Origin of the sequence: Mesorhizobium sp. M7A.F.Ca.US.008.03.1.1 (assembly GCF_003997495.1) — a bacterium.
In the GTDB taxonomy this organism is placed as follows: domain Bacteria; phylum Pseudomonadota; class Alphaproteobacteria; order Rhizobiales; family Rhizobiaceae; genus Mesorhizobium.
Map to the genome: position 1 here is coordinate 15,145 of NZ_RZRU01000015.1, position 24,261 is coordinate 39,405.

Consider the following 24,261-nt stretch of genomic DNA (forward strand, 5'->3'; position numbering starts at 1 on the left):
GCGCGCCTGAATGCCGTCTCGCGGCAGGGCGGTGCGTTACTGCAGCAGAACGTCTTTCAACTCAAACGACGATCGTTTTAAGTCTTTCGGCGATCAGGGCGGCGAGCCGCGCCGCCACATCGTCCTTGCTCATCTCCGGCCATTCCTCGACACTGGCCTTTGACACGATCCGCACCCGGTTGCGATCGCCGCCCATCACGCCCGAAAAACCGACGCCGCTTCCCTGCGACACGTCGTTGGCAACGATGAGATCGGCGCCTTTCTTCTTGAGCTTGGCCTCGGCGTTGGGCAGGAGATCCTGTGTCTCGGCGGCGAAGCCGATAACCAGGCCGGGTCGCTGGCTGTGATGGCCGACGCCGGCGAGGATGTCGGGATTCTCGACCATGCGCAGCACCGGCGGCCCTTCGCCCACGACCTTCTTGATCTTCTCACCGGCTGAATTCTCGGTTCGCCAGTCGGCCACGGCGGCGACGAACACTGCCGCGTCTGCGGGCAGGAGCTGTTCCACCGCGTCGCGCATCTCTTGCGCACGTTCGACATGGATGGTCTTCACGCCTGCCGGATCGGCGATGCCGACAGGGCCGGAGACGAGGTGCACATCGGCGCCGAGCCTGGCCAGTGCCGCGGCGATGGCATGGCCCTGCTTGCCGGACGAACGGTTGGCGATGTAGCGCACCGGGTCGATCGGCTCATGGGTCGGGCCGGAGGTGACGATGATCTTGCGCCCCGACAGCGGCCTGGGGCCGACATCGAGCAGCGCCTCGATCGCAGCAACGATCTGCAGCGGTTCGGCCATGCGGCCTTCGCCCGCTTCATTGCTTTCGGCCATCTCGCCCTTGGCCGGACCGACGAAGGTGACGCCGTCCTTCTGCAGCGTCACGCGGTTGCGGCGGGTGGCCGGATGCGCCCACATTCTGGGGTTCATGGCCGGCGCCATCAGCACCGGCTTGTCGGTGGCGATGAGCACGGTGGAGGCCAGATCGTTGGCGTGGCCGTTTGCGAGCTTCGCCATCAGGTCGGCGGTGGCGGGCGCCACAACCAGCAGATCGGCCTCGCGCGACAGCCTGATATGGCCGACATCGTGCTCGTCATTGCGGTCGAACAGCTCGGTAAAGACATGGTCGGCGGAGAGCGCGCCGACCGACAGCGTGGTGACGAATTCCTGCGCGGCTGATGTCATGACCACCCGAACCGCAGCCTCGCGCTCGCGCAGCCGGCGGATCAGGTCGAGCGCCTTGTAGGCGGCGATACCGCCGCCGATGATGAGCAGGATGCGCTTGTCGGAGAGGGGCATGCCCGAGACCAGTTCCTGTCGTTCTGGCCTCCGTCCGAGCGCCAAGATTTCGTCACGTGAAGTCTTCAGCCGCCACGCTCCATCCTCGATCTTGTTTGGGATTGCCAAGTCACGCAAGGCATCCCGCACTTCCTGCTCCATCGAAACGCCACGCGCGGCAGCGCGCTCGCGAAGCACCTGCTTCACGCTGTCGTCAAGATTGCGGACTGTTATTGTGCCCATGGGCTGCTCCTTGCTCTAACATAGGCAACGAACACAATGCATGCAATGACAGCAATGCCGTCATTGCTGTCGCTCAGATCAGCTTCCAGGCGATATAGACGAGCGTCAACGCAATCACCCAGAGCGCCCAGCGGCCGGAGCGGCTGTAGCGCGCCTCGGCTTTGCCGATGGCGTGGGCGGTGGTTTCGTCGAAGCGCAGGCCGTGCTCCGCCATCAGGTCGATCTCGCGCGACAGCCGGTCGGTGCGCGCCGCAAGCTCGGGCACCTGGCGGGCCAGTGTCAGCAGCGCCTTGGCGCCATCGCGCGCATCGATCATCATGCCACGCGGTCCAAGATTGCCTGATATCCAGTCGCCGACCACCGGCTCGGCCGTCTTCCACATGTTGAAGGCCGGGTCGAGCGTGCGCGCCACGCCCTCGACCACGACCATGGTCTTCTGCAGCAGGATCAATTCGGGCCGCGTCGCCATGTCGAAGAGCTCGGTGACCTCGAACAGCAGGGTCAGAAGCTTGGCCATCGAGATGGTCTCGGCCGGCTGGCCATGGATCGGTTCGCCGATAGCCCTAATCGCCTGCGCGAAGGCCGCGACATTGTGCTGGCGCGGCACATAGCCGGCCTCGAAATGCACTTCGGCGACGCGCAGATAGTCGCGCGTGATGAAGCCGTAGAGGATTTCGGCGAGGAAACGGCGCTCCTTCTTACCGAGACGTCCGGCAATGCCGAGATCGACGGCGACGATCGTGCCGTTTGCCTCGACGAAGAGGTTGCCCGGGTGCATGTCGGCATGGAAGAAGCCGTCGCGCAGCGTGTGGCGCAGGAACGACTGGATGAGGTTGGCGGCGATCGCCTTCAGATCGTGGCCGGCAGCATCCAGGCCGGCAATGTCGTTCATCTTGACGCCGTCGACCCATTCCATGGTCAACACGTCGCGGCCGGTGCGCTCCCAGTCGACGGACGGCACGCGAAAGCCGGGGTCATCCCTGGTGCTTTCGCCGAGTTCCGAGAGAGCCGCCGCCTCGAGGCGAAGATCCATCTCGATCTTGGTGGTCTGCGCCAGCGTCTGGGTGACCTCGACCGGCCGCAGCCGGCGTGACGACGGGATGTATTTTTCCTGCAGGCGGGCGGCGAGGAAATAGCTTTCGAGATCCTGGAAGAAGCGGCGGCGCACGCCGGGACGGATCACCTTGACCGCAACCTTGGTGGCAACGCCGTCATGCATGGCATCGGCGGCATGGACCTGGGCGATGGAGGCGGCTGCGACCGGATCGCCGAATTGCGTATAGAGATCGCCGACCTTGCGCCCGAGCGAAGCCTCGATGGCCGCGATGGCTTCAGCCCTGGGGAAGGTGTGCATCTTGTCCTGCAACATGGCGAGATCGAGCGCCATGTCGTTGCCGACGACGTCGGGCCGTGTCGCCAGGAACTGGCCGAGCTTTACATAAGATGGACCGAGCCGGACGACCGCCTTTGCCAGCCGGTCGCTGCGCTCATAGGCCAGCGCGCGGCGGCGGGTGAACAGCCGCGCCATCCGCCAGCCGAATTTCGGCAGGCCGGACAGTTCCTCACCGGGCAAGGCGGCGACGACACCCTCGCGGACCAGCACCCAGCCGGCCCTTACGAGCCGGAATCCTGCACTGACATTGCTCATGGCAGCGCCAATCCTGCCGGCTCTTTGAACCGGCATAGCACGCGTCGATTGTGAGAAATGCGGTCCGGCCTCAAAGCTTCCAGCCCGAATGAAGTGCTGCAATACCGCCGGAATAGTTGCGGAAGGAAACGCGGTCGAAGCCGGCGTGGGAAATCATCGTCGCGAAATTCTGCTGATTGGGAAACCTGGCGATCGATTCGACCAGATAGGAATAGGGTTCGCCGTCGCCAGTGACCATCTTGCCGATCTTGGGGATGGCGTTGAACGACCAGGCTTCGTAGGCCTTGTCGAGCAGCGGCATCTCGACCTCGGAAAACTCCAGGCACAGGAAGCGCCCGCCGGGCTTCAGCACGCGAAACGCTTCGCCCAAGGCCACCTCGATGCGCGGGACGTTGCGGATGCCGAAAGCGATGGTGTAGGCATCGAATGTGGCGTCGGCAAAGGGCAGTTCCTCGGCGTTGGCCTCGACGAAATCGGTGTTGCCGGACAGGCCTTTCTTTTCGGCCCGGTCGCGGCCGACAGCCAGCATCGAGCCATTGATGTCGAGCACGGTGGCTTGGGCATTGCCGTGGCTGGCATCGACGATGCGGAAGGCGATGTCGCCGGTGCCGCCGGCAACGTCCAGCACGCGCCAGCCGAGCCTTTTTGGAGGATTGAGCCAGGTGACCATGGCGTCCTTCCACAGCCGGTGCAGGCCGGCCGACATCAGATCGTTCATCAGGTCGTAACGGTTGGCGACCTTGTGGAAAACATCGTTGACCAGGGACTGCTTGTCGCCAGCCCCTACACGCTTGAAACCATAGGAGGTTTCCATGCCGCCCGCGGCCGTGGTTCTCTCAACTGACATTTTTTTGATCCGTCATAAAACCGGCGGGACCATAGCCGATCGATGGTGCGGGCGCTATTGTTTAAGGCGCGGTGTTCAGCCGCGCTTCCAGGTGGCGGGTTTCGAGACCTGGACGGACCGACGGGATGATTGAATGCCTTTGAAAGCGGAACTGCACTGCCACATCGAAGGGGCAGCGGCGCCCGAACTCGTCATCCGCCAGGCGCAGAAATACGGCAAGGACACCTCGCCCTATATCCAGAACGGTTCCTTCGTCTGGCACGATTTCACATCGTTCCTTGCCGCTTACGATTTTTCCGCCGATCTGTTCCGGACCGAGGAGGACTATGCGCGGCTGGCCGACCATTATCTGACCAGTCTCGCTCGCGATGGCGCCATCTATTCCGAGGTGTTCACCTCGCCGGACCACGCGAAAAAGGCCGGCCTGTCGCCGAAAGCCTATACCGATGCGCTCGGCGAAGGCATGGCCCGCGCAAAGGCCAAGACCGGCATCGAGGGCCGCATGATCGTCACCGGCGTGCGCCATGTCGGCGTCGAGTCGATCGAGCAGGCGGCGCGTTTCGCGGCGCGCTGCGGGCATCCGCTGGTCACCGGTTTCGGCGTCGCCGGTGATGAGCGCATCGGCGATATGGAGGACTATGTCAGGGCTTTCGAGATCGCCCGTGAGGCGGGGCTCGGCATCACCATCCATGCCGGCGAACTGACGGGCTGGGAGACGGTCCAGGCGGCGCTCGATCATATCCGTCCGTCCCGCATCGGCCATGGCGTTCGCGCCATCGAGAACCCGGACCTCGTCCGGCGCATCGCCGACGAGGGCGTCGTGCTGGAATGCTGCCCCGGTTCCAACATCGCGCTCAAGGTGTTCGACAGTTTCGCCGATCATCCGTTTCCGGCCCTGCAGGCGGCCGGCTGCAAGGTGACGCTCAATTCCGACGATCCGCCCTATTTCTGGACCTCGCTGAAGCGCGAATACGACATTGCCGCCGAGCATTTCTCGATGAACGAAAAGGCGCTGGCCGCCGTCACCAGAACGGCCATCGAGGCCGCTTTTGTCGACAAAAAGACCAAGACGGCTCTTCTTGCCCGGTTGAACGGAGCGGCGCGCTGATTTCCGCCGACAAAGCTGTGGTCGGTGCGGGCCAAGCGGTTCCTTGGCCGGCGCATTGCCGCTAGGGTTCGCCCAGGCAGCTTGAAGCGCGGCGCGTCCGAAAGGGCCATGCGCGCATTTTCGGGCGCAGGCATCAGGAGAACACCATGAAGGGCGTCACCGTCGTCGACCATCCGCTTGTCCAGCACAAGCTGACCATCATGCGCAAGAAGGAAACCTCGACGGCCGGCTTTCGCCGGCTGCTACGCGAGATATCGCTGCTGCTCGGCTACGAGGTCACCCGCAACCTCGAACTGACGACGACGACCATCGAAACGCCGATGGAAACCATGGAAGCGCCGACGCTTGAGGGCAAGAAACTGGTCTTCGCCTCGGTGCTGCGCGCCGGCAACGGCTTGCTGGAAGGCCTGCTCGACCTGGTACCCGCGGCGCGCGTCGCCCATGTCGGTCTCTACCGCGATCACGAAACGCTGGAAGCGGTCGAGTATTTCTTCAAGGCGCCGAGCGATCTCGCGGACCGGCTGGTGATCGTCGTCGATCCGATGCTGGCGACCGCCAATTCGGCGATCGCGGCGATCGACAAGCTGAAAGAGCGCGGCGCCACCAACATCCGTTTCCTTTGCCTGCTGGCGGCGCCCGAAGGCATCGAGCGCTTCATCAAGGCGCATCCGGACGTTCCCGTCTTCACCGCTTCGATCGACCGCCAGCTCAACGAGAAGGGCTACATCATGCCCGGCCTCGGCGACGCCGGCGACCGCATGTACGGGACCAAGTAATATCAGGCAAAGTCGCCTGGTACGATTTACCAAATATTTACGCAAAGGCGCGGTTTTGGCGCGCGTTAAAGCGGCAAACACCATCCGGGCTTAACGATCGGCTGTCACTACAGCGCCGAGCGTCCATTTCGGACGCGCAAAGGACGCTGTAGCACTTTGATTTTGCGCATGAGCCTTTCCGAAAATCGATCCCGATTTTCGGGGTCATGCGGCGAGGCCGATCCATGCTGCGCAAACTTCTGATCCTCGCCGTTTTCGCCGGCACATCGGCATCGATACCGATTGTGTATCAGTCGAATCCGCAACTCGTCGAAAACCTGCTGAGGTCGGCGGTGCCGGGCAAACAAGCGGCCGAAGCCCAACCGGACGTCAATCTGGCATCGGTGCCCAGCAAGCCCGCGGCACCGCTGCCGATGGGCCGCAAGGTGGTCGTGTCGGCAGACGAGCGCGGACATTTCTCATCGGCCTTCAAGCTCAATGGACGTCAGGTCGACGGCATGATCGACACCGGCGCCACGCTGGTCGCCATCAACATTTCGACGGCACGCAGGATCGGCCTGTCGCTGAACGCTTCGGACTTCAACCGCGAGGTCAACACAGCCAACGGCACCATCAAGGCGGCCGTGGCCATGATCGACCGCCTGCAGATCGGCAACATCACGGTCAACGACGTCCAGACCATCGTGCTCGACGACAGGGCGCTGCGCACCAATCTGATCGGCATGAGCTTCCTCAACCGGCTCGACAAATACCAGGTCGAGAACGGCACGCTGCTGCTCGTCCAGTAAAGGCGTTACTGCTTTTGACGCAATTCCGGACGGATAACCGCTTCACACTTTTCCTGGAATTGCTCTAGCCGCGCGGCAAAATCCGCCGGATGACCGACTTGTCGGCGGGCGGCTTCGAGGCGCCGACCGTATAGGCCGAAAGCACGGTTATGGCAGCGGTCTCGGCATCGGCCGATGAGCGGGCATGGACCAGCGCCAGCGGCTCGCCGACCCCAACCTCCGCACCGACCGGCAACAGCCTGGTGATGCCGACCGCGGGGTCGACCTTGTCGTCCGGCCGCGTGCGCCCACCTCCCAGGCCGACCACGGCGAGCCCGATGTCGCGGGTGGCGATGCCGGTGACGAAGCCATTTGCGGTCGCCTTGACGGCAAATTCGATCGCCGCCGCTGGCAGGTATTTTTCCGGCTTCTCGATGAAATCGGCGGGGCCGCCAAGCGCGGCCACCATGCGTGCGAAGGTGGCGGCGGCGCGACCGCTGGCGAGCGTCTCGGTGGCGCGCCGCATGCCATCCTGGTTGGACGACACCAGCCCGGCCGACTGCAGCATTTCGGCGGCCAGCGCCAGCGTCACGTCCTCGAGCCTCCGGTCGCGAAACCGGCCGGTGAGGAAATCAACGGCATTGCGCACCTCGACGGCGTTGCCGGCGGCCGACGCCAGCGGCTCGTTCATGCCGGTGATCAACGCCGAGGCCTTCAGTCCGGCCCCGTTGGCGATCTCAACCAGGCTGTTGGCGAGTGCGGTGGCGTCGCGCGATTTTTCCATGAAGGCGCCGTTGCCGACCTTGACGTCGAGCACCAGCGATTGCAGCCCGGCCGCCAGCTTCTTCGACAGGATCGAAGCGGTGATCAGCGGCACCGATTCGACCGTGCCGGAGACGTCGCGGATCGCATAGAGCCGTCGATCGGCGGGCGCGAGGTCGGCGGTCTGGCCGATGATGGCACAGCCTGTTTCGAGCACCGCCTTGCGAAACAGCGCTACATCGGGCTGGCTGACGTAGCCGGGGATGGCATCCATCTTGTCCAGCGTACCGCCGGTGTGGCCAAGGCCACGGCCCGAGATCATCGGCACATAGGCGCCGCAGGCAGCGACGATCGGCGCCAGCATCAGCGAGACATTATCGCCGACGCCGCCGGTCGAATGCTTGTCGGTGACCGGGCCGGGCAGGTCCGACCAGTCGAGCACATCGCCGGAATCGCGCATCGCCAGCGTCAGCGCCACGGCCTCGTCGCGGTTCATGCCGTTGAAGAACACCGCCATGGCGAAGGCGCCGGCCTGGCCGTCCGTGACGGCGCCCGACGTCACGCCCTCGACGAAGCCGGCGATCTCCTCTTCCGACAGCCTGAGGCCATCGCGCTTGCGGCGGATGATTTCCTGGGGAAGCATCAGATCTCCAGCAGTCCGTCGCGGAACACGCGCTGCAGGATCGTCGCCAGCCGCGCGCCGCCGACCGGCGCCATGTCCTTGGTCTCCTGGTGCGAAAGCTCGGCCCCGGTCATGCCGGCCGCCAAATTGGTGATGACCGAACAGGCGGCGACGCGCAGTCCGAGGAAGCGGGCGAGAATGACCTCCGGTACGGTCGACATGCCGACCGCATTGGCGCCCATGATGCGCGCCATGCGGATTTCGGCCGGCGTTTCGAAGCATGGGCCGGAGAACCACATATAGACGCCCTTGTGCAGGGTGGTGCCCGTCGCATTTGCCGCCCGTTCGATGGCCTGGCGGATGCCGGCATCATAGGCTTCGGTCAGGCCGACGAAACGCCGGTCGCTTGGTTCGCCGATCAGCGGGTTGGTGCCCGAGAAATTGATGTGGTCCGATATCAGCATCACCGAGCCCGGCGGCATGTCCGGATCGACCGAGCCGGCGGCATTGGTGAGGATCAGTTTCGTGATGCCGATGCCGGCAAGCACTTCCAGCACCGGCCGCATCGCCGCGGCAACGCCGTGCTCGTAGTAATGGGCGCGGCCCGACAGCATCAGCACCGGCACGCCGGCAAACAGCCCTGCCACCACTTCGCCAGCGTGCCCGGTGACACCGCTTCTTGGAAAACCCGGCAGGTCGGCATAGGAGATGCGGATCGGGTCCTCGATCTGGTCGACCAGACCGCCGAGGCCCGAACCGAGCACCAGTGCCGTGGCCGGCGCCAGGCCGTCCAGCCTTTCGACGAGATGATCCAGGGCTTTTTCCGTCATCGCTGCCAGCTGTTCATTTGAGCCCGTTGTTCATTTCAAAATATCGCCGCGGAAGCCATAGGGCAGCATGTCGCCCATGGTCACGGTCTCGGCCACACCGGCATTGTCGCAGAGATAGAGCTTTGTTTCCGGCCGGCAGAATTCGGCAAGCCGCTGGCGGCAGCCGCCGCAAGGCGAGCATTTGGCCATGCGTTCGGCAAGGACGGCGATCTCCACGATCTTGCCGCCGCCGCCCATGATGTAGTGGCCGAGCGCCGTGGTCTCGGCGCACCAGCCTTCCGGATAGGAGGCGACTTCGATGTTGGCGCCGGTAAAGACGCGCCCGTCCTCGGTGCGCAAGGCAGCGCCGACCGGAAACTTGGAATAGGGCGCGTAGGCCTTGGCCATGGCGGCCTTGGCGGCCTCGAACAGATCATGCGACATTCAGGTGTTCTCTCCGATGATCGTGTTCAAAACCCGGCGCAAAGCCGACCTGCCGCTCAACGTTCCTTGACATAAGGCACGCCGCCGGCGCGGGGCGGGATTGCCTTGCCGATGAAGCCGGCGAGCAGGATGACGGTGAGGATGTAGGGCAGCGCCTGCATGAATTGCGCCGGCACCTTGCCGATGATGGGCAGCGGCGAGCCTTGCAGGCGGATCGACGCCGCGTCGAGGAAGCCGAACAGAAGGCAGGCGAACATGGCGTTGACCGGCTTCCACTTGGCGAAGATCAGGGCTGCCAGCGCGATGTAGCCCTTGCCGGCCGTCATGTCCTTCACGAAGCCGCCATTTTGCACCATCGACAGGTAGGCGCCGGCAATGCCGGTGAGGATGCCGGTGCAGATCAGCGCCCTGTAGCGCAGCCAGGCGACCGATATGCCGGCGGTGTCGACGGCGGCCGGGTTCTCGCCTACGGCGCGCAGCCTGAGGCCAAAACGGGTGCGAAACAGCACCCACCAGGTGAACGGCACCATCAGGAAGGCAAGATAGACCAGGATCGAGTGGCCTGACAGGAGCTCGGCATAGATCGGTCCGATGATCGGCACGTCGCGGATGGCCTCGGCACCCGGCAGGGTGATGGCCTCGAAGCGCTCGCCCGGTTGCAGCGCCGGCGTGCGCCCGCCCTGCTGGAACCAGGCCTGGCCGAGGATGATGGTCGAGCCGGCGGCGATGAAATTGATCGCGACGCCGGAGACGATCTGGTTGCCGCGATGGGTGATCGAGGCAAAGCCGTGGATCATGGCGAAGGCGACCGAGATCAGGATCGCCATGCCGAGGCCGAGAAAGGCCGAATGGAACACGGAAGCGGCCGCAGCACCAGCGAAGGCGCCGACCAGCATCTTGCCTTCGAGGCCGATGTCGAAGATGCCGGCGCGTTCCGAATAGAGCCCGGCGAGGCAGGCAAGCAGCAGCGGCACCGAGAGGCGGATGGTGGAGTCCAATGTCTGGATGATCGCGTTGAACACATCCATCTCAGGCACCTTTCCCCTTGACCGCTTCCATGCCGACCGATCGCGGACTGAACGAGGCGAATAGCGCCTGGATGTAGGGCCGGAACATATGCTCGAGGGCACCGGCAAACAGGATGACCAAGCCTTGAATGATGACGATCATGTCGCGGCTGATTGCCGGCATCTCGAAGGCGAGTTCGGCGCCGCCCTGGTAGAGCATGCCGAACAGAATCGCCGCAAGCACGATGCCGACAGGGTGCAGGCGGCCCATCAGCGCCACGGCGATGCCGACGAAGCCGGCGCCGGAAACGAAGTCGATGGCGACATTGTGCTGATCGCCCATCACCGGATTGAGCGCCATCATGCCGGCCAGCCCGCCCGAGATCATCATGGCGGGGATGATGATGCGGGTTTCGGAAATGCCGGCATAGCGTGCCGCCTTCGGGCTGTGACCGTAGGTGCGCATCTCATAGCCGAGCTTGGTGCGCCAGATCAGCAGCCAGACCAGAAAGGCCATGACCAGCGCCAGCAGGAAGGTGACGTTGAGCGGCGCCGAACGGATCTTGGCGCCGAACAGCTCGATGATCCAGTTGAGCTTGGGTAATTCCGCGCCGGCGAGGAAGTTGCGCGTCTGCGGCGCTTGCGAGGCGGCTGGCTTCAAAGGGCCGACCAGCAGGTAAACCATGATCGAGGCGGCGATGAAGTTGAACATGATGGTGGTGATGACGATGTGCGAGCCACGCTTGGCCTGCAGATAGGCCGGGATCAGCGCCCACAATGCGCCCACCGCCGCCGCTGCAATGATCGCCAGCGGGAAGGTCAGCCACCATGGCAGTGTACTGTCGAAGCTCAGGCAGACGATGGCGATGCCGAGGCCGGCGATGTAGGCCTGCCCCTCGGTGCCGATGTTGAACAGGCCGCAATGCGCTGCCACCGCCACCGAAAGCCCGGTGAAGATGAACGTAGTGGCATAGAAGAGGGTGAAGGCGATGCCTGTGCCCTTGCCGAAGGCGCCCTCGACCAGGATGACGGCGGCGCGGAGCGGATTCTCGCCGACCAGAAGCACGACGAAGCCGGCGACGACGAAGGCGACGAACAGATTGATCAGCGGGATCAGGCCATAGTCGGCCCAGGCCGGCAGTTTGGCGTAAGGCGTGCTCAAAGTGCTGCCTCCTGGTGCTCGATGCCGGCCATCAGCAGGCCGAGTTCGCCCTCGGTCGCTTCCGGGCCGCGCTCGCCGACGATGCGGCCGGCAAACATCACCAGGATACGGTCGGACAGCGAACGGATCTCGTCCAGCTCGACCGACACCACCAGCACCGCCTTGCCTTGGTCGCGCATGGCGATCAGGCGCTTGTGGATGAACTCGATGGCGCCGACGTCGACGCCGCGTGTCGGCTGGCCAACGATCAGAACACCCGGGTCCTGTTCCATCTCCCGCGCCAGCACGATCTTCTGCTGGTTGCCGCCGGAGAAATTGGCGGTCTTCAGCCGGCAGTCGGCCGGGCGGATGTCGTATTTGGCTATTCTGTCCCTGGCATCGTTGCGGATGGCATCGATGTTGAGGAAAGGGCCCCGGAGATAGCGGGGATCATCGTGATAGCCGAGGATCGAGTTCTCGTTCTCCTCGAAGGCCAGCACCAGCCCGACGTGATGGCGGTCCTCCGGCACATGCGCCAGGCCGCGGTCGCGCAATTCGCCCGGGTCGGCGGCGCCGGTCAGGTCGATCGGCTTGCCGTCGAGCATGACAGACCCGGAAACAGCGCGCCTGATGCCGGAAATCGCCTCGAGCAGTTCGGATTGTCCGTTGCCGGCGACGCCGGCGATGCCGACGATCTCGCCCGCCCTGATATCGAAGGAGATGTCGTCGACCATGGTGACGCCGCGCGTATCCTTCACCGTCAGGTTCTTGACCGCGAGCTTGACCCCGCCGGCTGCCGCCTCGCCCTTCTCGACCCGCAAGAGCACGCGCCGCCCGACCATCAGCTCGGCCAATTCCTCGACCGTGGTCTTGGCTGTCTCGCGCGTCGCCACCATCGTGCCCTGGCGCATCACCGACACGGTGTCGGTGATGGCCATGATCTCGCGCAATTTGTGGGTGATCAGCACCACCGTCTTGCCCTGGTCCTTCAGCTGCCCGAGGATACGGAAAAGATGGTCGGCCTCGGCCGGTGTCAAAACGCCCGTCGGCTCGTCGAGGATCAGGATCTCGGCGCCGCGGTAGAGTGCCTTCAGGATCTCGACACGCTGCTGCAGGCCGACCGGCAGTTCCTCGATGATTGCATCGGGATCGACTTCCAGCCCGTATTCACGCTCCAGCCGCTCCAGTTCGGAGCGCGCCTTGGCGATGCTCTTCTTCAGCAGCGCATCGCTTTCGGCGCCGAGGATGACGTTCTCCAGCACCGTGAAATTGTCGACCAGCATGAAGTGCTGATGCACCATGCCGATGCCGAGTGCGATTGCGTCATTGGGGGTCTTGATCGAGGCCGGCTGGCCGCCAACGCGGATCTCGCCGCTGTCGGCCTGGTAGAAGCCGTAGAGGATCGACATCAGCGTCGATTTGCCAGCTCCGTTCTCGCCGACAATGCCGTGGATCGTGCCGCGACCGATCTCAAGATTGATGTCCCGGTTGGCGCGCACCGCACCAAAACTCTTGTTGATGCCGATCAACTCGATTGCGGCTTGCGCCATGCAGCCTGTCCCACTCTTATTTTTTTATCGCTTGGTCAAAACGCCTAGCATGACGCTCAGCCCGTGCCAATTGGCGGAGCAGGTTCACTCTCGACAAATCCCGGTGCGCTTGTCAATTTGCAACGTGGCCGGGGCCTTCACATTCGCTAGTATGACGGAGCCGAAATTCGCATCACGGCGCAAGAACATCACGGCGCAAGACCATCGCGGTGAAGACTGGGGAATTCACATGATTATGCCCGCCGACCGGCTGACGACGCTGGAGATCCGCGCCGCCGAGCAGGAGAAGACCATCGAGGAACTGTCCGGCCAGATCGCCGAGCAGTGGAAAGTGATCGAGCGCATGCAGCGCAAGCTCGACTCGCTGACGGATCGCTTCCTGGCGCTGGAGGAGCAGACAGGAGATGAAGTGCCGGTGACCAAGCCGCCGCACTGGTGAGGAAAAAGGGAAGGTGCACGCCGTGGTCAGTGAAAGCGATCGCATCGCGCGGGCCGGCGACTATGTGCTCGGTCTTATGAACGATGCGGAACGTGAAAGGGCAGAGCGCGACCTCGAGATCGATCCCGCCTTCCGCGACGCGGTCGTGCAGCTTGCCGAACGCATGCACATCTTCGACCGTGCGGAAAAACCAGCCGGCGCCAATCATTGGGCTCTGGTTACGCAACGCCTCGCCGAATTGCCGCAGATGCGCAGCGTTGGTCTGGGCGGCAATGATGCTGGGCCGCGCCCGGCGATCCGAAGCCTGTCGCAGCGGTCGCACGGCTTCGGCCTGCATGCAGTTGGCGGCCAGCGCGGATTTGCCGTCGCCATCGGGCTGTTAGCGGCGTTTGCGCTGGGCTATCTGGCGGGCAAGTTGTAAGCTGACGTAAATCGAAGTGAGTGCTATAGAAGATAGATATTACACAAAAACGTGTTCGAACTTAAATTCATCTATCTTTCTCTGGTATGCAACTTGGATAAGACCAAGAAGAATGCAAGCGGCGAATGTCTCGTGAATGTCATCAGTCGACTTAGGTTCGTCCAAATTGAATCTTCCGTTTAATCGTTCAGATCCATGTACCAAAGATGATCTTATACCATACATTTTTCCGATCGACTTCTCTATGTCTATTTTCGCCGTCTCTATGCCAGGGAATATCACTTTTAGCTTTGACTTCAAGGCTCCCACTATCGTGTAGCCCGACTCGCCTAAAACCGACTCGATTCCGGCGACGCTCCACACGATATCTTGCAATTCGTCACTCATGTAGTGCTGACGGAAGAGTCTAGTGTATATCGATAGCGCTCTGGACACGCCTGACGATGTGTCACCTGTAACAACGCCCGGCATCTTAGAATACCAGTCCCAAACGGATGGAGTGCTGAATTGTCGAAAGGTTGGCCATCCAACTTTGTCATTCATTGTATGAATATATCGCCAAAAGCCATTGAAGGCTCCGATGCCTCTATGTCGATCCGATTCGGAATCGCTGGGATTGAAAGAAAAGCAGCCGGGTCTTGCAATGTTAATCGCGCAACCGAAATTATTTATAATCTTTTGAAGATCCCACCTAATATCACGCCCTACTATGCTATTTTTCGCTTCGGCCAAATCGATAAGGGCTTTTTTGTTAAGAAATCCCTCAAACCTTACTAGGCAAACTGGACCGCCATCAAAGGATTTTGGCTTTTCATTCCAATTTACTTCTTTTTCAAAGGCGGATGGATCGCCTTTTCGCACAGATTCAAAATATTCTTCCCAATTACAGAGGCCGATACCAATTTCAATATAGTCAATAAATCTAGAAAGGTGCTTGGTATTGAGTCGCCCGCATCTAAACCCCAGATCATTGATTCCGTTTTGAAAACAATCAGCAATAAATGGATCGTCATTACCCCATGGGGGCCAAATCGAATCGGTAGCTACTACGCTACCCAAAAAAACGCCGGCGTCTTTGCCGGCGTTCTTTTTTCTGAAGAAGATCGCCACGTAACTTAATCTATGCGCTCAATAGGGGCAGGCGTTATCAGCCGTATAGTCGTGCACTTCGATCTTGCCGGCGATGATGTCGGCCTTGGCCTTTTCGACGGCCGTCTTCATCTCGTCCGTCACCAGCGCCTTGTTGTTGTCGTCCATGGCGTAGTCGACGCCGCCTTCCTTAAGGCCCAGATTCTCGACGCCGCCCTTGAAGGTGCCGTTCTTGCCGTCCATGAAGGCGGTGTAGACGGCGACGTCGACGCGCTTCAGCATCGAGGTCAGCACCTTGCCGGGCTGCAGGCCGTTCTGGTTGGAATCGACACCGATGCCGAGCTTGCCGGCATCCGCCGCAGCCTGCAGCACGCCGACGCCAGTGCCGCCTGCCGCGGCATAGACCACGTCGGAGCCCTGGTCGATCTGCGTCTTGGCGATCTCGCCGCCCTTGGCCGGATCGTTCCAGGCAGCCGGCGTGTCACCCGTCATGTTCTGGATGACATCGGTCGCGCCGGCCGATTTGGCGCCGCCGACATAGCCGCATTCGAACTTGCGGATCAGCGGGATGTCCATGCCGCCGACGAAGGAGACCTTCTTGGACTTCGAGGCCATCGCCGCCATGATGCCGACGAGATAGGAGCCTTCGTTTTCCTTGAATACCAGCGAGCGGACATTGGGCATGTCGACGGCGTCGTCGATGATGGCGAAGTTGAGATCGGGATATTCGGCCGCGACCTTCTTCAGCGCATCCTCCCAAGCGAAGCCGGCCATGACGATCGGATTGTGACCGTCCTCGGCGAAGCGGCGCAGCGCCTGCTCACGCTGCGAGGCATTGGAGACCTCGAATTCGACGTAGGCCGTGCCGGTTTCCGTCTTGAATTTCTCGGCGCCGTGATAGGCAGCCTCGTTGAAGGATTTGTCGAATTTGCCGCCGAGATCATAGAGGATGGCCGGCTGGACATCCGCGGCGAAAGCCGGAAGAACCATTGCGGTTGCGGCCAGGAGGCCGAGAACGATACGTTTCATGTGATCCACACCCTGTCGGTTATTTTTTCCGTTACGCACCGCATGCCGGCCCGGTTCTCCGGCAGGCATGCGACGTCAGCCAGGAGTGTACTCCCTCCCGCTCGGCGGCAATCTGGCATGGCCCGAAACAAAATTCACGCGGAATTTTGACCTTTTGGAAAAGCTTGGTGCGGGCAAGCCGCACCGCAGCTTGTCCTTGCGCCAAGTGTTACGCGGACGCGGCAGCAGGGATGGCGCAGGCGACGCCGGTGCCTTTGAGGTTGCAAGTGCCGTAAGGGTTCTTCGCCAGATATTGCTGGTGATCGGCTTCGGCGAAGTAGAATTCGGCCGCCGGGGCGATCTCGGTGGTGATCCTGCCGTGGCCGGCACCGCGCAGCGAGGTCTCATACGCGTCGCGCGAGGCGCTCGCCGCCGACAATTGCGCCTCGTCGCTCGCGTAGATCGCGGACCGATAGGCGGTGCCGACATCATTGCCCTGGCGCATGCCTTGCGTGGGGTCGTGGCTTTCCCAGAACAGCTTCAGAAGCCCGGCATAGGAGACGATCTCGGGGTCATGGACCACCAGCACCACTTCGGCATGACCGGTAAGCCCGGTGCAGGTCTCCTGATGGGTCGGATTGGGCGTGAAGCCGCCGGCATAACCGGCCGCCGTGACCCAGACCCCTTCGATCTGCCAGAACAGCCGCTCCGCACCCCAGAAGCAACCCAGTCCGAAGATCGCCGTCTCCAGCCTCTCGGGATAAGGACCTTTGAGCGGTCTTTTCAAGACCTTGTGCCTGGATGCGGTCGGGATCGCCCTGGCGCGGCCCGGCAGGGCCTCGGAGGGCTTCGGCAGATTGAGCTTCTTGTTCAGCATGTCGCTGAGAAAGAACATGCGCGGGTTTCCCTCTCTTCGCGGAAAGCGGATCAGTTTGCGACGAACTGTCCGGCGCGACGTTGCCGCCTGTAGCCTATCGCATAGAGCAGGAAAGCCAGCACCGCGAACACGGCGAAGCCCGGCTGGTTCAGCACCCAGGCGATGGCGCCGTCCCACAGCAGCGGGCTGGCCTTGGTTCGGATGAAGGTCTCGAAGGCGGCCCGCGTGTCGGGCGAGACCGCCAGCCAACTGGTGTTGAGCGGGGTCAGCACCAGCACGGAGGCCGCCACCGTGCGTGTCGCGTCGAGCACCGCCATGATGACGGAAATCGACAGCGCGATCATTGCGGCAAGACGAAAGACGAAGCGAAACATCAGAACCCTCCTCCGGGCTGGTCCCCTCCCGAGGGGCCTTTCAGAAATAGAATGCGCATGGCTGGATCGCAATCGCCATACGCGAATTTGCAGACTCCAGACTCAGGTCAACAGAAGGCCGGACGACAGTCGGTCGGGTGGCTTTTCATTGACATGTGAGGGCAGCTATGCTAACAATTCCGGCATGGTGCTGACTTGCGCCGACGACCCGCCGCACAGGCGGGTTTTTGCGTTTGGTGCCTCGCAAACCGACGCGCCGGCGAAGTCTCTAAAGCCGGGGGGAACCCGGATCCGGTGCCCTGCGCGAACTATGCGGCCAGCTTCCTTTTGCGCCGATGGACACGCCAGACGGCAAAGACGCCGCCGCCAATGGCGCCGATCACCAGGCCGGCCAGGCCGGTGAACACGGCGAAATAGCCGCAGGCGCCTTCGAAACAGCTCATCTCGGTGGCATCAGCAATCACCGAGCCGATGGCGAATCCGCCCACGGCGCCGATGACCGCACCCAGGACGATGCCGAGCAGCGCGGCGATGACCGAGGCGAAGGCCGATGGGCTTCCGGTTTCCGGACTGACATAAACGGCATCGGCTTCGGATCCTTGGCGAAGAAGATAGATGCAGAGAGCGCCGATGGCGATTTCGGCGCCGGTGATGGCAAGCGCCTGGCCCGAAAAGACGAATCCCGGCACCGTGAGTGCATAGGCATGGATGACCAGCAGCCCGACGATTATGGAAATCTGCCAGATGGTGAACCGGCGCCGGAAGCGGGCCGAGCGGCCGAAGGCGAGGCCGAGCAGGTAAAGCCCCCACAGGATGGTGACGATGTCGACGGCGAGCCCGCCATAGATAAGGTAAAACACACTGTCTGGCAGGCCGGTGGCGCCGACCACCGGCCAGGCGGAGATCAGGCCGTAGACCGACCACGCCATGACGAAGACAAGCCAGCCCACCGGCACGAAGGACAGCCCGCTGTCCGGCCGCCTGACTGGCGTCTGTCCATTGCTCGATGTCATGTCCGCACAATGCCCCCGCAAAGCCTCGGCACCCGACAGGCAACTCCGGGGGAAGTCAAGGGCGGCCGGCCCTGCGGTCCTGCCTGTGCACACCATTGCAGCGGCGGCGCCTGCAAAAACGGGCGTGCCGGCGGCCTTGCGAAACACTGTGTGGCCGGCAAAGCGAATAGACTGCCGTTATGGCTTGGCATTCGGCGCCGGATCGACTAGATGAGCCCCGCGCCTGTTGCTTCGACGGCTCAGGTGCGGGGGAAGGCGTTTGCTGGTTGGCGACGCCGATGGCGGAAGTTCCGCCTTGCCCGAGGGAGGTGCATCTCCCCAACCCGCACGGCAAAACCGGCCGACGTGACATGCATGGACGGAGAGGTGGCCGAGTGGTTGAAGGCGCACGCCTGGAAAGTGTGTTTACGGGAGACCGTAACGCGGGTTCGAATCCCGCTCTCTCCGCCATCCTGCTTCGCTCTACGAGCTTCGCAGGACAAGCCCGAGCCTCTGTGCGAAGCAGGTGCCCTTCGAAGCCGTAGCGAAGGAGGGCGGTAAACATCAGATGTGGCATGTGTATCTTCTGGAGAGCGAGGCTGTGAAAGGTGAGCGCTATATCGGCGTAACGTCGGATCTGAAACGACGGCTTGCTGAGCATAATTCGGGAAAATCCGGTCATACATCCAAGTTCCTGCCTTGGCGGATCGTCACCTATATGGGCTTCTCGAATCCGGCCAGGGCCGCGTCATTCGAGCGTTATCTCAAATCCGGTTCGGGGCACGCATTCGCCAACAAGCGCCTTTGGTGAAGGCCATTCGCCTGAACGGCAATCCCGGCGAGATCGAATGCAACACCAAGCAAGTGAAGGGCCTGGTGCTCAAGACCGAGTTCGTGAAGAAGGCGTGATCCTCAAGGCGGCAAGCGATCTCGATGGCTCCTTCGGGATTTTGGAGAGCTTGCCGTCGCCAAGTGGACTGCGAAGCCGTTGAGCGCCCGGCACGATAGTCGCGCTGCAAAATTGATAATTTCGCCGACCAGGCACAATAAAAAATCGCCAAGGCCCAAGCCTGGAACCTCCGGCCTCGTTGCGCGTTTCACGGCGTCCCGTTCGCGGACCCGCCCGGATATCTCTCCAAGCGCGCGAAAAACCAGGAGCCCGCTTCATGCACGACAAGCTGTTTCATTCACCGGTCGCACTGTCGGTCGGCCTCGGCTTCAAGCGCGAGATTGCCTCGCTGGCCGAAATGCACGATTTCCTCACCAATTGGACGACCTCCCGCCGGGGGCCGCTTTACCGAAACGCGGTGAAGGCATGTGATCTTGCCGTCCCAGGTTATGTGAGCGTCGAGCAGGCGCGCCGGGCGTTGCTCGAATTCGCGCAAGCCGCCGGCATCCTGTGGCCGGACCTCGAGCCGGTGGCGGGCGTGCACGCCGTTGCGCGTGGCTATGGCGGCTACGCCGCCTGAAGATTGCCGCCCTCCGTGGCGGCTAAAGCCGCACCACCATAGAAAGCCCGGCTGGCCCCAGCCGGGCTTTCGCCTTTCCGGCAGCTCGCGAGGAAATCGCAATCCAGTGGCTGGCCGTGTGTCTTGCGCGACAATCCCTGCGTGGAGTGTTCGGAAGAGCCCGCGCAAAGATCTTTATGAAATTCCTATTTCTTTCCACTGCGCCCCGTCTCGAACCTTTATGGCGATCGGGTCCATATTCCCTTCAGAAAACACAACCGGTTCCGTCGCGAAGGATGCGACGGGCCACTTTCGAGATATTGCGATCCCTCCTGTCAAATTCGCAAAGTACAAAAGAATAAAAAGGAATAAACGCAATGGATATAGCCGTTATTGGGGTCGGAATCTTGTTCTTCGCCCTTTGTTTCGCCTACATCAAATCTTGTGACGCGCTCTAGAGCGAGGCTGAAAAGATGATCGTCGACTATATTCTCGGTGGCGGCGTTACGCTGTTCCTGCTCGCCTACCTGACATACGCCCTCGTTCGTCCAGAACGCTTCTGAAGGCACGGAAAGCCCAAAGCCATGACACTGAACGGTTGGATACAGATCCTGGTCTATTGCGGGATCGTCATTTTGCTGGTGAAGCCGCTCGGCGGCTACATGCTCCGCGTCTTCAACGGCGACCGCACACTGCTTTCGCCACTCTTCGGCCCGCTCGAGCGCGGGCTTTATCGCCTTTGCGGAACCAGCGAGCGCGAGGAACAGCATTGGACCACATATGCGGTGGCTCTGCTGCTGTTCAACCTCGCCGGCTTCCTGGTGCTCTATGTCCTGCAGCGCCTGCAAGGCAGCCTGCCTTACAACCCGGCCGGCATGACAGCGGTTGAACCAGGGCTGGCCTTCAACACCGCCGCCAGCTTCATGACCAACACCAACTGGCAGAACTATGGTGGCGAGAGCACGATGTCCTATCTCGTGCAGATGGCCGGGCTGACGGTGCAGAACTTCGTTTCGGCGGCCACCGGCATTGCCATCGCCATCGCGCTGATCCGCGGCTTTGCGCGGGCCTCGGGCAAGTCGATCGGCAATTTCTGGGTCGATATGACCCGCTCCACACTCTATCTGCTGCTGCCGTTCTGCATCGTGCTGACGCTGGCCTATGTCTGGCTCGGCGTGCCGCAGACGCTGGGCGCCTATGTCGACGCCACGACGCTGGAAGGCGCGCAGCAGACCATCGCCGTCGGCCCGGTCGCTTCGCAGGTGGCCATCAAGATGCTCGGCACCAATGGCGGCGGCTTCTTCAACGCCAATGCCGCGCACCCGTTCGAGAACCCCGACGCGATCTCCAACCTGATCCAGATGGTGTCGATCTTCGCCATCGGCGCCGCCCTGACCAACGTCTTCGGCCGCATGATCGGCAACCAGCGCCAGGGCTGGGCGGTCCTCTCGGCCATGGGCGTCATGTTCATCGCCGGTGTCGCCATCTGCTACTGGGCGGAAGCCGCCGGCAACCCGCTGGTGCATGCGCTGGGCATCGACGGCGGCAACATGGAGGGCAAGGAGACGCGTTTCGGCATCGCCTTGTCGGCGCTGTTTGCCGTCATCACCACGGCCGCTTCCTGCGGCGCGGTGAACGCCATGCACGGCTCGTTCACGGCGCTCGGCGGCATGATCCCGATCGTCAACATGCAGCTTGGCGAAGTCATCGTCGGCGGTGTCGGCGCGGGCCTCTACGGCATCCTGATGTACATCGTCGTCGCCGTCTTCGTCGCCGGCCTGATGGTCGGCCGCACGCCCGAATATCTCGGCAAGAAGATCGAGGCCAAGGAGGTCAAGATGGCGATGCTGGCCATACTGTGCCTGCCGCTGGCGATGCTGATCTTCACGGCCATCGCCGTCGTGCTGCCGACGGGCGTAGCGTCGATGGGCAATGCCGGCCCGCACGGCTTCTCGGAGGTCCTCTATGCCTACACTTCGGCGGCGGCCAACAACGGTTCGGCCTTTGGCGGCCTCAGCGGCAACACGCCCTGGTACAACATCACCATCGGCATCGGCATGCTGATGGGCCGCTTCCTGGTCATCATCCCGGCGCTGGCCATTGCCGGCTCGCTGGTGGCGAAGAAGACGGTTCCGGCTTCCGCCGGCACCTTCCCGACCGATGGCCCGCTGTTCGTCGGGCTGCTGATCGGCGTCATCCTGATCGTCGGTGGCCTTACCTTCTTCCCGGCGCTCGCCGTCGGACCGATCATCGAGCACCTGGCGATGGCTCACGGGCAGACCTTCTGAGGCCGTCATGTCCTGGTTCAACACCATGCGTCGCAAGATCAGCCACGGTGGCGATCATGGGAAGGAGGAGAGACCTCCTCCTTTCCCGACCCTGTCGACGTTTCTTGGTCTTGCGGCAGTCATGCTCGTCCTCTGGCTGCTGGCCTACGGGCCGCCCCATCTCTTTTCGGCATCCGATCATCCGGTGCCGTCCAACAACACCGAAGCCGGAGCTTCAAAATGAGCCACTCGAAATCAGCCAGCATCATGGATGCCCGCATCTTGCTTCCCGCCATCGGCGGCGCCTTCCGCAAGCTCGACCCGCGCACGCTGGCCAGGAATCCGGTGATGTTCGTCGTCGCCGTCGTATCGGCGCTCACCACGGTGCTGTTCATCAAGGATGTGGTCACCGGCGGCGGCAATCTCGGCTTCACGCTGCAGATCATCATCTGGCTGTGGTTCACCGTGCTGTTCGCCAACTTCGCCGAAGCGGTCGCCGAAGGCCGCGGCAAGGCGCAGGCGGATTCGCTGCGCAAAGCACGCACCGAGACCCAGGCCAAGCTTTTGGCCGGTGAAGACCGCACCAAATATAAACTCGTGCCCGGCACCAGCCTCAAGGTCGGCGATGCCGTGCTGGTCGAGGCCGGCGACATCATCCCGTCCGACGGCGAAGTGATCGAAGGTGTCGCTTCGGTAAACGAGGCTGCGATCACGGGCGAATCCGCGCCGGTGATCCGCGAATCCGGCGGAGATCGTTCGGCGGTCACCGGCGGCACGCAGGTGCTGTCCGACTGGATCCGCGTGCGCATCACGGCCGCCTCCGGCCACACCTTCCTCGACCGCATGATCTCGCTGGTCGAAGGTGCGGAGCGTCAGAAGACGCCGAACGAGATCGCGCTCAACATCCTGCTCGTCGGCATGACGCTGATCTTCGTGCTGGCCACCGCGACGATCCCGAGTTTTGCTTCCTATTCGGGCGGCTATATCTCGGTGACCGTTCTGGTGGCGCTGTTCGTCACCTTGATCCCGACCACGATCGGCGCGCTGCTTTCGGCCATCGGCATCGCCGGCATGGACCGTCTGGTGCGCTTCAACGTGCTGGCCATGTCGGGTCGCGCTGTCGAGGCTGCCGGTGACGTCGATACGCTGCTGCTCGACAAGACCGGCACGATCACGCTCGGCAACCGCCAGGCGACGCAGTTCCGCCCGGTCAAGGGCGTCACCGAGCAGGAACTGGCCGACGCAGCGCAACTCGCCTCGCTCGCCGACGAAACGCCGGAAGGCCGCTCGATCGTCGTTCTGGCCAAGGAGAAATACGCCATCCGCGCCCGCGACATGGCAACGCTGCACGCCACCTTCGTGCCCTTCACCGCGCAAACCCGTATGAGCGGCGTCGACATCGATGGTTCGTCGGTGCGCAAGGGCGCCGTCGATTCCGTGCTTGCCCATGTCAACCAGTCGGCAGCCGCCGCCCATGGCACGCGCCCAAGCAGCGAATCCATCCGCGATCTTCAGGCCATCGCCGACGAGATCGCCAAGTCCGGCGGCACGCCGCTGGCGGTCGAACGCGACGGCCGCCTGCTCGGCGTCATCCACCTCAAGGATATCGTCAAGGGCGGCATCAGGGAGCGCTTCACCGAACTGCGCCGCATGGGCATCCGCACGGTGATGATCACCGGCGACAATCCGATGACGGCGGCAGCCATCGCCGCGGAAGCCGGCGTCGACGACTTCCTCGCGCAGGCCACACCGGAGGACAAGCTGAAGCTGATCCGCGACGAACAGGCCAAGGGCAAGCTGGTCGCCATGTGCGGCGACGGCACCAACGATGCGCCAGCCCTCGCGCAAGCCGATGTCGGCGTCGCCATGAACACCGGCACGGTCGCCGCCCGCGAGGCCGGCAACATGATCGATCTCGACAGCGATCCGACCAAGCTCATCGAGATCGTCGAGATCGGCAAGGCGCTCTTGATGACGCGGGGCTCGCTGACGACCTTCTCGATCGCCAACGACGTGGCCAAGTATTTCGCCATCATCCCGGCGATGTTCGCTGTCTTCTACGTCGCACCGGGGCAGACGACCGGCCCGCTGCAGGCACTCAACGTCATGCATCTGGCGACGCCGCAGAGTGCGATCCTGTCGGCCATCATCTTCAACGCGCTGATCATCATCGCGCTGATCCCGCTGTCGCTGAAGGGCGTCAAATACAGGGCTATCGGCGCCGGCTCGCTTCTCAGCCGCAACCTGCTTGTCTACGGCCTCGGCGGCCTCATCGTGCCTTTCGTCGGCATCAAGGCGATCGACATGATCGTCACCGCGCTTGGCCTCGCTTAACTCTTTATTTTAACG

General features: G+C 62.6%; 26 protein-coding genes and 1 tRNA gene. 13 read left to right on the plus strand and 14 right to left on the minus strand.

Annotation, left to right across the window (positions count from 1 at the left end; all coding sequences use genetic code 11):
• Nucleotides 1-61 precede the first annotated feature (61 nt).
• From coaBC to ubiE, 3 genes are all read right to left on the minus strand, one after another.
• Nucleotides 62-1,516 (minus strand): bifunctional phosphopantothenoylcysteine decarboxylase/phosphopantothenate--cysteine ligase CoaBC, encoded by a 1,455-nt coding sequence (coaBC, locus tag EOA16_RS20470; protein ID WP_206517351.1) that lies wholly within the window; start codon nt 1,514-1,516, stop codon nt 62-64.
• A 73-nt stretch (nt 1,517-1,589) separates the two neighbouring features.
• On the minus strand, nt 1,590-3,164 hold the full coding sequence (ubiB, locus tag EOA16_RS20475) for a 2-polyprenylphenol 6-hydroxylase (protein ID WP_127259895.1): 1,575 nt from the start codon (nt 3,162-3,164) through the stop codon (nt 1,590-1,592).
• A 70-nt stretch (nt 3,165-3,234) separates the two neighbouring features.
• Complete coding sequence (gene ubiE, locus EOA16_RS20480) at nt 3,235-4,011, minus strand: bifunctional demethylmenaquinone methyltransferase/2-methoxy-6-polyprenyl-1,4-benzoquinol methylase UbiE (protein ID WP_127259896.1); 777 nt, start codon at nt 4,009-4,011, stop codon at nt 3,235-3,237.
• Between the two features lie 133 nt (nt 4,012-4,144).
• Between ubiE and EOA16_RS20485 the strand changes: the two genes are divergently transcribed.
• From EOA16_RS20485 to EOA16_RS20500, 3 genes are all read left to right on the plus strand, one after another.
• On the plus strand, nt 4,145-5,119 hold the full coding sequence (locus EOA16_RS20485; RefSeq protein ID WP_127259897.1) for an adenosine deaminase: 975 nt from the start codon (nt 4,145-4,147) through the stop codon (nt 5,117-5,119).
• Nucleotides 5,120-5,265: 146 nt separating this feature from the next.
• Complete coding sequence (gene upp / locus EOA16_RS20490; protein WP_023812571.1) at nt 5,266-5,895, plus strand: uracil phosphoribosyltransferase; 630 nt, start codon at nt 5,266-5,268, stop codon at nt 5,893-5,895.
• Between the two features lie 224 nt (nt 5,896-6,119).
• Nucleotides 6,120-6,683 (plus strand): TIGR02281 family clan AA aspartic protease, encoded by a 564-nt coding sequence (locus EOA16_RS20500; RefSeq protein WP_127259899.1) that lies wholly within the window; start codon nt 6,120-6,122, stop codon nt 6,681-6,683.
• Between the two features lie 64 nt (nt 6,684-6,747).
• Here EOA16_RS20500 and deoA read toward each other — a convergent pair whose 3' ends face one another.
• The 6 genes from deoA to EOA16_RS20530 are packed head-to-tail and all read right to left on the minus strand — an operon-like array spanning nt 6,748 to nt 12,997.
• Nucleotides 6,748-8,067 (minus strand): thymidine phosphorylase, encoded by a 1,320-nt coding sequence (gene deoA, locus EOA16_RS20505; RefSeq protein ID WP_127259900.1) that lies wholly within the window; start codon nt 8,065-8,067, stop codon nt 6,748-6,750.
• Nucleotides 8,067-8,876 carry a purine-nucleoside phosphorylase gene (locus tag EOA16_RS20510; RefSeq protein ID WP_127259901.1) on the minus strand — a complete coding sequence of 270 codons (810 nt, stop codon included), beginning with the start codon at nt 8,874-8,876 and terminating at the stop codon, nt 8,067-8,069. Before EOA16_RS20510 ends, deoA begins: the two co-directional genes overlap by 1 nt.
• A 30-nt stretch (nt 8,877-8,906) precedes the next feature.
• Nucleotides 8,907-9,299, minus strand: coding sequence for a cytidine deaminase (gene cdd / locus EOA16_RS20515; protein ID WP_013529630.1), 393 nt, complete (start codon nt 9,297-9,299; stop codon nt 8,907-8,909).
• A 56-nt stretch (nt 9,300-9,355) separates the two neighbouring features.
• On the minus strand, nt 9,356-10,327 hold the full coding sequence (locus tag EOA16_RS20520) for an ABC transporter permease (RefSeq protein ID WP_027037672.1): 972 nt from the start codon (nt 10,325-10,327) through the stop codon (nt 9,356-9,358).
• 1 nt (nt 10,328) lies between these two features.
• Complete coding sequence (locus EOA16_RS20525) at nt 10,329-11,468, minus strand: ABC transporter permease (protein ID WP_127259902.1); 1,140 nt, start codon at nt 11,466-11,468, stop codon at nt 10,329-10,331.
• Complete coding sequence (locus tag EOA16_RS20530; RefSeq protein ID WP_127259903.1) at nt 11,465-12,997, minus strand: ABC transporter ATP-binding protein; 1,533 nt, start codon at nt 12,995-12,997, stop codon at nt 11,465-11,467. Before EOA16_RS20530 ends, EOA16_RS20525 begins: the two co-directional genes overlap by 4 nt.
• A 232-nt stretch (nt 12,998-13,229) precedes the next feature.
• On the opposite strand from EOA16_RS20530, the gene EOA16_RS20535 reads away from it, so the two are divergent.
• Together EOA16_RS20535 and EOA16_RS20540 are read left to right on the plus strand one after the other, a co-directional pair.
• Complete coding sequence (locus tag EOA16_RS20535; protein ID WP_206517352.1) at nt 13,230-13,436, plus strand: SlyX family protein; 207 nt, start codon at nt 13,230-13,232, stop codon at nt 13,434-13,436.
• A 22-nt stretch (nt 13,437-13,458) separates the two neighbouring features.
• Entirely contained in the window at nt 13,459-13,857 is a 399-nt protein-coding gene (locus EOA16_RS20540) for a hypothetical protein (protein WP_127260003.1), read from the plus strand.
• Nucleotides 13,858-13,896: 39 nt separating this feature from the next.
• Here the strand turns inward: EOA16_RS20540 and EOA16_RS20545 are convergent, their stop codons facing one another.
• The 5 genes from EOA16_RS20545 to EOA16_RS20565 form a co-directional block, all read right to left on the minus strand.
• Complete coding sequence (locus tag EOA16_RS20545; RefSeq protein WP_127259905.1) at nt 13,897-14,967, minus strand: hypothetical protein; 1,071 nt, start codon at nt 14,965-14,967, stop codon at nt 13,897-13,899.
• Nucleotides 14,968-14,985: 18 nt separating this feature from the next.
• A complete protein-coding gene (locus EOA16_RS20550; RefSeq protein WP_127259906.1) occupies nt 14,986-15,975 on the minus strand; it encodes a BMP family ABC transporter substrate-binding protein in 990 nt (329 codons plus the stop codon).
• A gap of 208 nt (nt 15,976-16,183) precedes the next feature.
• On the minus strand, nt 16,184-16,849 hold the full coding sequence (gene msrA / locus EOA16_RS20555) for a peptide-methionine (S)-S-oxide reductase MsrA (protein ID WP_127259907.1): 666 nt from the start codon (nt 16,847-16,849) through the stop codon (nt 16,184-16,186).
• A gap of 32 nt (nt 16,850-16,881) precedes the next feature.
• Nucleotides 16,882-17,205 (minus strand): hypothetical protein, encoded by a 324-nt coding sequence (locus EOA16_RS20560; RefSeq protein ID WP_127259908.1) that lies wholly within the window; start codon nt 17,203-17,205, stop codon nt 16,882-16,884.
• 308 nt (nt 17,206-17,513) lie between these two features.
• On the minus strand, nt 17,514-18,218 hold the full coding sequence (locus EOA16_RS20565; protein WP_245455986.1) for a hypothetical protein: 705 nt from the start codon (nt 18,216-18,218) through the stop codon (nt 17,514-17,516).
• Between the two features lie 360 nt (nt 18,219-18,578).
• On the opposite strand from EOA16_RS20565, the gene EOA16_RS20570 reads away from it, so the two are divergent.
• The 8 genes from EOA16_RS20570 (at nt 18,579) to kdpB (ending at nt 24,246) form a co-directional block, all read left to right on the plus strand.
• Nucleotides 18,579-18,668 (plus strand) — tRNA-Ser (locus EOA16_RS20570).
• A 97-nt stretch (nt 18,669-18,765) separates the two neighbouring features.
• Entirely contained in the window at nt 18,766-19,008 is a 243-nt protein-coding gene (locus tag EOA16_RS20575; protein WP_206517353.1) for a GIY-YIG nuclease family protein, read from the plus strand.
• The gene (locus tag EOA16_RS33660) at nt 19,005-19,106 is read left to right on the plus strand and encodes a PhnA domain-containing protein (protein WP_206517355.1); all 102 of its coding nucleotides are present in this window, start codon (nt 19,005-19,007) and stop codon (nt 19,104-19,106) included. Before EOA16_RS20575 ends, EOA16_RS33660 begins: the two co-directional genes overlap by 4 nt.
• 257 nt (nt 19,107-19,363) lie before the next feature.
• Nucleotides 19,364-19,666 (plus strand): DUF982 domain-containing protein, encoded by a 303-nt coding sequence (locus tag EOA16_RS20585; RefSeq protein WP_023810142.1) that lies wholly within the window; start codon nt 19,364-19,366, stop codon nt 19,664-19,666.
• Between the two features lie 452 nt (nt 19,667-20,118).
• Entirely contained in the window at nt 20,119-20,208 is a 90-nt protein-coding gene (locus tag EOA16_RS20590) for a K(+)-transporting ATPase subunit F (protein WP_032808122.1), read from the plus strand.
• A 21-nt stretch (nt 20,209-20,229) separates the two neighbouring features.
• Nucleotides 20,230-21,933 (plus strand): potassium-transporting ATPase subunit KdpA, encoded by a 1,704-nt coding sequence (gene kdpA / locus EOA16_RS20595; protein ID WP_127259911.1) that lies wholly within the window; start codon nt 20,230-20,232, stop codon nt 21,931-21,933.
• Between the two features lie 7 nt (nt 21,934-21,940).
• Nucleotides 21,941-22,156: a hypothetical protein gene (locus EOA16_RS20600; RefSeq protein ID WP_127259912.1), complete on the plus strand. Its 216-nt coding sequence runs from the start codon at nt 21,941-21,943 to the stop codon at nt 22,154-22,156.
• Nucleotides 22,153-24,246, plus strand: a complete 2,094-nt coding sequence (kdpB, locus tag EOA16_RS20605) for a potassium-transporting ATPase subunit KdpB (RefSeq protein WP_127259913.1) — start codon at nt 22,153-22,155, stop codon at nt 24,244-24,246. The genes EOA16_RS20600 and kdpB overlap by 4 nt, the downstream gene beginning before the upstream one ends.
• Nucleotides 24,247-24,261: the final 15 nt, after the last annotated feature.